At 55.2% G+C, this 7,725-nt stretch carries 9 protein-coding genes; 4 read left to right on the top strand and 5 right to left on the bottom strand.

What is annotated here, in order from left to right; all coding sequences use genetic code 11:
• Positions 1 to 214: c-type cytochrome (locus Q0510_RS24435; RefSeq protein ID WP_333864689.1), on the bottom strand; the 214-nt coding region annotated here is incomplete at its 3' end.
• 175 nt (positions 215 to 389) lie between these two features.
• Positions 390 to 824, bottom strand: coding sequence for an Rrf2 family transcriptional regulator (locus Q0510_RS24430; protein ID WP_298717827.1), 435 nt, complete (start codon positions 822 to 824; stop codon positions 390 to 392).
• A gap of 212 nt (positions 825 to 1,036) precedes the next feature.
• Here Q0510_RS24430 and Q0510_RS24425 point away from each other — a divergent pair, with 212 nt between their 5' ends.
• The gene (locus tag Q0510_RS24425; RefSeq protein ID WP_298717824.1) at positions 1,037 to 2,290 is read left to right on the top strand and encodes a hypothetical protein; all 1,254 of its coding nucleotides are present in this window, start codon (positions 1,037 to 1,039) and stop codon (positions 2,288 to 2,290) included.
• A gap of 230 nt (positions 2,291 to 2,520) precedes the next feature.
• On the opposite strand, the gene Q0510_RS24420 is transcribed toward Q0510_RS24425, so the two are convergent.
• From Q0510_RS24420 to katG, 3 genes are all read right to left on the bottom strand, one after another.
• Complete coding sequence (locus tag Q0510_RS24420; protein ID WP_298717821.1) at positions 2,521 to 3,654, bottom strand: acyltransferase; 1,134 nt, start codon at positions 3,652 to 3,654, stop codon at positions 2,521 to 2,523.
• A gap of 140 nt (positions 3,655 to 3,794) precedes the next feature.
• Positions 3,795 to 4,466: a peroxidase family protein gene (locus Q0510_RS24415; protein WP_298717819.1), complete on the bottom strand. Its 672-nt coding sequence runs from the start codon at positions 4,464 to 4,466 to the stop codon at positions 3,795 to 3,797.
• On the bottom strand, positions 4,391 to 6,058 hold the full coding sequence (katG, locus tag Q0510_RS24410; protein ID WP_298717816.1) for a catalase/peroxidase HPI: 1,668 nt from the start codon (positions 6,056 to 6,058) through the stop codon (positions 4,391 to 4,393). Before katG ends, Q0510_RS24415 begins: the two co-directional genes overlap by 76 nt.
• 232 nt (positions 6,059 to 6,290) lie before the next feature.
• Between katG and Q0510_RS24405 the strand changes: the two genes are divergently transcribed.
• From Q0510_RS24405 to Q0510_RS24395, 3 genes are read left to right on the top strand one after another with little or no spacing between them, the layout of a single operon-like run.
• The gene (locus Q0510_RS24405) at positions 6,291 to 6,614 is read left to right on the top strand and encodes a metalloregulator ArsR/SmtB family transcription factor (protein ID WP_298717813.1); all 324 of its coding nucleotides are present in this window, start codon (positions 6,291 to 6,293) and stop codon (positions 6,612 to 6,614) included.
• A gap of 6 nt (positions 6,615 to 6,620) precedes the next feature.
• The gene (locus Q0510_RS24400; protein WP_298717810.1) at positions 6,621 to 7,088 is read left to right on the top strand and encodes an SRPBCC domain-containing protein; all 468 of its coding nucleotides are present in this window, start codon (positions 6,621 to 6,623) and stop codon (positions 7,086 to 7,088) included.
• Between the two features lie 5 nt (positions 7,089 to 7,093).
• Positions 7,094 to 7,687 (top strand): YdeI family protein, encoded by a 594-nt coding sequence (locus tag Q0510_RS24395; RefSeq protein ID WP_298717807.1) that lies wholly within the window; start codon positions 7,094 to 7,096, stop codon positions 7,685 to 7,687.
• Positions 7,688 to 7,725: the final 38 nt, after the last annotated feature.

Genomic DNA, 7,725 nt, shown 5'->3' with positions numbered 1-7,725 from the left:
AATAGCCGCCTTCGCCCATGATGGTATGGCAGCCCATGCAGTTATTGTTTTCCCAGAGCTGCTTGCCGGCGATCACCGAGGGCGTGATATTCTCTTCGTGTGTTTTCTGCGGAACCTCGTTGCTGAGGGAGTGCCACGATAAGCCGATGAATATGGCGAACGTGACGATCGTACCCCCGAGAAAAAATATCCGGGCGCTGCTTTTTGTGAGCATATATATGGATTTAGTTGGTGATACGGTCAGGGATACTGAGCGGAACCTGTTTTAAAAAAGAGCAGCGCCACCATCCCACAATACCCATGCATTCCGGCGCTGCCCTGTTTTTTCGACATGTTGGCAGGTTGAATTGTTAAATAGGATGAATTTGTCCTTTATATAGCTATTAAAATCAGTTTTTGAGTACCGACAATTTCTTTTCCACGTCGATGGTCAGGTTGTTGACCATGGATTCGTTGAGCATTTTGATGATGCCGGCTTTGATGTGTTTGTATTGATGGTGGACGGGACAGGGATTTTTCTCGGAGCATTCCCTGAGGCCCAGCATGCAGTTTTCTGTGATGCCGTTGCCGTCGATGGCGTTGACGATGGTGCAGAGGTTCAGGTGGCGGAGGGTTTTGGCTTCGATGTAGAAACCGCCCTTCGCTCCTTTCATAGAACTGATCAGACCTTTCCGTGCGAGCTGCTGCAGCACTTTGGCAGTGAATGCTACCGGCGAGCCGATGGCTTCGGCGATATCGCGCACGTTCGACATTTGTCCTTCTTTCGAACGTTGCGCCAGGTAAACCGCCGCCTTGATTCCATATTCGCATGCCCGGGATAGCATCTTGCAGATTGATGACACAAAGATAGGAATCGTATAATAAAGGACAAATATATCCGCAATTATCTTTTATGATTTTTGTCATACCGGCAGGAAGCTGCGGTTATTGCGGATTGGACCGGGAATGATACTTGTCAGAACCGGGTAAATCCTGCTCAATTAAGGATATTCGAGTCCTTTTACGTGTAATTTTGTGGTATCAATACAAGGTATATATGAATAGTATTATTAGCGAAAAGCGGGTGGCGGTTTGGGTGCGCATCGGGATGGGGAACTTGTTGCTGGTGTCGTTATGGGGATTGCTGATGCGGTACAAGATCGTTTTCTCCCTCCCTGTCTTCAACCAGAAATATCTCCTTCACGCGCATTCGCACTTCGCGTTCGGCGGCTGGGTGTCGCTCATGCTGATGGTGCTGATGCTCCGCGCCCTCCCGGCAGCGGTTCCACCGGCCTACAGCCGTAAGTTCCACCGGCTGCTGGTGGCCTGGCTCATATGCGCTTACGGGATGCTGGTCACGTTTACGCTGCAGGGTTATGCTTTCTGGTCCATCTTTTTCTCCACGGCTTCGGTGATCCTTTCGTTCCTGTTCGCGGGGATGTATTGCAACGCCCTGCGCAGCGTCCCCTCCTTCCCCGGGAGCCGCTGGTTCAAAGTTGCGCTCGTATGGAATGTTTTATCTACTGCAGGCACCTTTTCGCTGAGTTACCTCATGGCCACGCATACGGCCAGCCAGGAAGCGTACCTCGGCTCGATTTACTGGTACCTGCATTTCCAGTATAACGGCTGGTTCTTCTTCGCCTGCATGGGCCTGCTCCTCCAGTACCTTCACGGGCGCGGCATCGCGCTGCCGGGCGAAAGCGGTATGTTCAAGCTGTTCGCGTACAGCTGTCTGCCAGCCTATGGTTTATCCGTGCTTTGGCTGAACCTCCCTGCGCCGGTGGCGCTGTTTATCGCGGCGTGCGCGGTAGCGCAGGTAGTAGGACTGGCCATCCTGCTGCGGGGGCTTTTCCTGGTCCGCCAAAGCATCGCCGGTCAGCTCACCTGGCTGCCCGGCGCGCTGCTGCTGACGGCCGGACTGGCCTTTACCCTCAAAATCCTCCTGCAACTCGCCTCCGCCGATCCCGCACTGAGTACCCTGGCCTTCGGTTCCCGGACGGTCGTCATCACATACCTGCACCTGGTTTTGCTGGTAGGCGTGAGTTTGTTATTGATAGGGCTTGTAGTGGCGGAAGATATTTTACCCGTTCAGGGCGCCGCCCGCTTAGGGTTGCTGATGTTTGCCGCCGGCGTGGTGATGAACGAATTGCTGCTGGCGGTCCAGAGCGTAGGGGCGCTCTTCTATATACCCATCCCCGCAATATTCGAATCCCTGTTGGCAGTTTCCGTGGTGATGAGTGTGGGATTGATCCTGCTGAATGCGGGATGCGGGCGCCTGGCGCAGCGGGTAACTCCCGTGCGCATCAGCTAAATTCCGGAGTTCACAATTTAAAGACATCAAAGCATTGGCGAACGTTGCCGTTGCGCGGCAGGTGCTGCCCGGCGTGCTGAATATGCTGGATGCGGACGAGCGCGATTCCCGGAAGGCCAATCTCCTCAAACTGAAAAAGGTGCCGATGCGGTGAAGTAATTTTTGATCGTTCATCAAAGTAAAAGCCGCGCTCACCTGCTGACGGGCGCGGCTTTTAGCATCATATGCAATCAGGATTTTGTTTCGGCCAACTTTTTCGCGGGGTCTTCCTGAAGTTTGGATCTGTATAATTTTCCGCTGCGCTGCATCAACCACTTCCGCACCGGCTCATCATACCACCGCAGCGCCGCATACCCCATCAGCATACTCGCCACGAATACGCCGGCAGCTACGAGATACAGTTCCAACGGCTCCGGCTTTTGCTTCGCCATGTAATTGCCGAACAGCCACACCAGCCAGATATGCGTCATGTATAAGGGGTACGACAGCCGCCCCGTGAACACGCAGAAGCTGCGCATCCGGCCGCTTACCGTAGCCCCCGCGCCCAGCGCCAGCAGCAGCGGGAAAATGATCATCACCAGGAACATCTCCAATAGCCAGTCATTTTGAAAGTGCGGGAACACAAACACCCCGATCAGCAGCAGCGCAAGTACCGCGAAAGGCCAGCGGTTCCGGATCACGACGTTAAAGCGGAACACCGTCAGCCCTGCCAGGAATGAGAAGAACACCCGCGCAAATCCATCCGCGAAAGTGGGCGCGTCCCACCCTGTAATGATCCAGCCGCGATGACGCGCCACGGCGCAGATCCACACGGTGGAAATTCCCAGCATCACCAGCAGCCAGCGCCTCGGCAGCCGCAGCAACACCAGTCCGTAAAACACGTTGATGATATATTCCATCAATAACGACCATGCCGGCGTATTGTAAGGAAACAACCCTTCCGCCCTGCCGGGCAACCAGGGATAAGGCAACATCAGCAGGGAACAGAGAAACGCCAGCAGGATTTTGCCATACCCCGCTCCCGCCACGCTTTCCGCGCCGATGAACGGATCCCAGATGTATCCGGCCAACCCGATCACGCTGCCCCAGATCACCATGGGGTGCAAACGGATAAGGCGGTTGCGGAAGAATACCGGCAGGCCCAGCTTCGGCGCGCGCTCGTCGTAGGCGTATCCGATCACGAAACCGGATAAACAGAAGAAAAAGTCCACCGCCAGGTATCCGTGGCCGATGGGGCTTTTCGTATAGTCCGGGATGAGGAATTCATACAGGTGGAATATGACGATCGAAATAGCGGCCAGCCCGCGCAATCCGTCCAGCACTTCGAAATGCTGGCGGGACTGTAAAAGATTTTTGGTTTCCATGCGCGCATAAAATAGCAAGCCGGCCGGTAAAATGAAAATTTGGGGTAAGAAAGTCGGGTAACTGGTGAAAAATGTATCAGCCCAAAACAGCAACAGCCCCCATGCGGAGGCTGCTGCTTTATGGTATGAAATGTTTGCCGTTACTGAAGATCGAAGCGGTCGAGGTTCATCACCTTCGTCCATGCCGCCACGAAATCCTTTACGAATTTATCCTGCCCGTCGTTGCTGCCATACACTTCCGCAATGGCGCGCAATTCAGCGTTGGAACCGATTACCAGGTCGGCACGTGTGGCTGACCATTTCGGTTGGCCGCTGGCGCGGTCGGTTCCTTCATAAATCTCCCGGCTGTCGGACGTCGCTTTCCACGCCGTGCGCATATCGAGCAGGTTTACGAAGAAATCGTTGGTGAGCTGGCCGGGATGGTCGGTGAACACGCCGTACTTCGAACCGTCGAAGTTGGCGCCCAGTACGCGGAGGCCGCCAACCAGCGCCGTCAGTTCGGGCGCGGTGAGGGTGAGCAGCTGCGCTTTGTCGACCAGCAGTTCTTCGGTCGATACCGGGAAATTGCTCTTCCGGTAGTTGCGGAAACCGTCGGCGATGGGCTCGAGGAAGCCAACGGACTCCACGTCTGTCTGTTCCTGCGAAGCGTCCATGCGGCCGGGTGCGAAGGGCACGGTAACGTTGCGGCCTGCGTCTTTCGCGGCTTTTTCCACGGCTGCGGAACCGGCAAGTACAATCAGGTCGGCAATGGAGATTTTCTTACCGCCGGTGCCGTTGAAGGATTTCTGGATCTCTTCCAGCTTGCCGAGCACTTTCTGTAGTTGCGGCGGGCCCAGAATTTCTGGGGCGCCAGGCGGATGCGCGCACCATTGGCGCCGCCGCGTTTGTCCGACCCGCGGAAGGTGGAAGCCGAAGCCCAGGCGGTGGTTACCAGTTCAGAAACCGTCAGGCCGGAAGCGAGTATTTTCGCTTTGAGGTCTGCCACGTCTTTATCATCCACCAGCGGATGGTCTACTTCCGGAATAGGATCCTGCCAGAGGAGGACTTCGGAGGGAACCTCGGGCCCGAGGTAACGCGCGCGCGGCCCCATGTCCCTGTGCGTGAGCTTGAACCATGCACGGGCGAAAGCGTCGGCGAAGGCGTCGGGGTTTTCGAGGAATTTACGGGAGATCTTCCCGTAAATGGGATCGAAGCGCAGCGACAGGTCGGTAGTCAGCATGGTGGGCTTATGCTTCTTATTGGCGTCGTATGCGTCGGGAATGATATCGTCCGCGTCTTTCGCTACCCATTGATGGGCGCCGGCGGGGCTTTTCGTCAGTTCCCATTCGAAGCCGAACAGGTTTTCGAAGAAGTTGTTGCTCCATTTGGTGGGTGTGGTGGTCCAGGTTACCTCCAGGCCGCTGGTAATAGTATCGGCGCCTTTACCGGAGCCATAGCTGTTTTTCCAGCCGAGGCCCTGCAGGGAGAGGTCGGCGGCTTCGGGCTCTGCGCCAACGTGCGTGGCAGGCGCTGCGCCGTGGGTTTTGCCGAAGGTGTGGCCTCCTGCGATGAGGGCAACGGTTTCTTCATCGTCCATCGCCATACGGCCGAAGGTGTCGCGGATATCTTTGGCGGCGGCGATGGGATCGGGATTGCCATCGGGGCCTTCCGGGTTTACGTAGATGAGCCCCATTTGCACGGCGGCGAGGGGTTTTTCGAGGTTGCGGGATTTGTGGGGGTGGCCGTCGGCATCATCGTCGGACGATACTACGCCGTGTTCCTTGGCCACGCCTTCGGATCCGTCGGCATAGCGGACGTCGCCGCCCAGCCAGGTGGTTTCTGAGCCCCAGTATACGTCTTCGTCGGATTCCCATCGGTCCTCGCGCCCGCCGGCGAAGCCGAAGGTTTTGAAGCCCATGGATTCGAGCGCCACGTTGCCGGTGAGGATGAGCAGGTCGGCCCAGGAAAGTTTGTTGCCGTATTTCTGCTTGATGGGCCAGAGCAGGCGGCGGGCCTTGTCGAGGCTCACGTTGTCGGGCCAGCTGTTGAGGGGCGCGAAACGTTGTTGACCGGCGCCCGCACCGCCGCGCCCGTCGGTTACGCGGTAGGTTCCTGCGCTATGCCAGGCCATACGGACGAACAGGCCGCCGTAATGGCCGAAGTCTGCGGGCCACCAGTCCTGTGAGTCGGTCATCAGGTCGTGGAGGTCTTTTTTTACGGCTTCGAGGTCGAGCGAGGCGAAGGCTTTGGCATAGTTGAAGTCTTTGTCCAACGGGTTGGATAAGGACGAATGCTGGCGCAGGATGTTAAGCTTGAGGTGGTTGGGCCACCAGTCGCGGTTCCTGGTTCCGCCGCCGCCTACCGTGTGTTTCAGGCTTCCATTGTGGAACGGGCATTTGCTGATGTCGTTGGATTCTTTCCCCATGTTTAAAGAGTTTAGCGTATTAAAAGGAACAATTTCAGAGGGTTGATGTTCAGGGGTAAAAGTAGATGGTTAAAGTTATAAATAGAATTGATTGATTCTATTATGAAATAGGCTGAGTCTATTAGTGGCGCAATATGGCTGACAGGGTGCAAAAAAAAAATGTAGCCAAATGGCAAAATAAATTTGCGTAGTTAAATAGCTACGCGTACATTTGTAGTCAAATAGCTACACGATGAATCTGAGACGAGACGTTTTCCAGGCTATCGCGGACCCGACCAGGCGGGCCATCCTGCTGCTGGTAGCCTCACAATCCATGACCGCCGGCGCGATCGCCGCCAATTTCGATACGGCGCGGCCCACGGTATCCAAGCACCTGGCCATCCTTACGGAATGTGAATTGCTCGAGCCGCAGCAGAACGGCCGGGAAGTAATTTATCATCTCAATCCTAAAAAAATGAAGGAAATAGCCGATTTCATCGAGCCGTTCCGGCAGATGTGGGAAGAACGCTTCAACAAGCTCGAAGCCATCATGAAAAATTATACACCCAAAAAATAGTAACTTATGGAACGAAAAACCAAACTCTCCGCCGAAGAAGGCAAACAGGAAGTGATTATCACCCGCGACTTCGAACTGCCGCTCGAATTACTGTTCAAAGCCTACGAAGAACCTGAAATCGTGGAACAATGGATGGGCACCAGGGTCATGAAGCTGGAAAACCGCGCACATGGCGGCTGGCGCTTCCAGACCAGCGACCCCCAGGGCAACGTGGTGTTCAGCGCCAATGGCGTTTACCACGAATTCGTGCCCAACAAAAAAATCACCCGCACCTTCGAAATGGAAAACACCCCCTTCCCCGTGCAGCTGGAATACCTGGAGTTCGAAGGATTGTCGGAGCAGGCAAGCCGGCTGGTGATGAAGATCGTCTACAAATCTGTGGAAGACCGCGACCAGATGCTGAAACTCCCCTTCGCACAGGGTATCAACATGGCGCACAACAAACTACAGGAAGTCGTTAACAAGCTAAAATAACCTCCATGGCACACGCAATCATGAATCCCAAAGTGGATGCTTTCATCGGCCGGGCCGACAAGTGGCAGGAAGAATTTGAAGCACTGCGCACCATCTGCCTCGACTGCCAGCTCGCCGAAACCCTCAAGTGGGGCAATCCCTGCTACGTGTATCAAAACACCAACCTGGTGCTCATACATGGTTTCAAAGATTACTGCGCATTACTGTTCTTCAAAGGCTCCCTCATGAGCGACCCGCATGGATTGCTGGTGCAGCAAACGGAAAACGTGCAGGTCGGCCGCCAGCTGCGGTTTACCGGCCTGAAGGAAATCAACAAGCTGAAAAGCGTTATCAAAAGCTATATCCTGGACGCGATCCAGATCGAAAGCCAGGGCTTGCAACCGCAATACAAGAAAAGCGCAGACTTCCCAGTGGCGGAGGAGTTCCAGGCAGCGCTGGACAAAAGCGCCAAACTGAGGAAGGCTTTCGAATCGTTGACGCCCGGCAGGCAACGGGGGTACCTGCTGCATTTTTCATCCGCCAAACAAGCCAAAACCCGTGCTTCCCGCGTGGAGAAATACATCCCGCAAATATTGGACGGCAAAGGGATCGATGACTGATCCGCCTTTCCATTTGACCTAACTATCAAATCACTCTC

The sequence above is a fragment of the uncultured Chitinophaga sp. genome, from assembly GCF_937874145.1.
Lineage (GTDB): Bacteria > Bacteroidota > Bacteroidia > Chitinophagales > Chitinophagaceae > Chitinophaga.
This window is presented reverse-complemented; position numbering and strand designations above follow the sequence as displayed.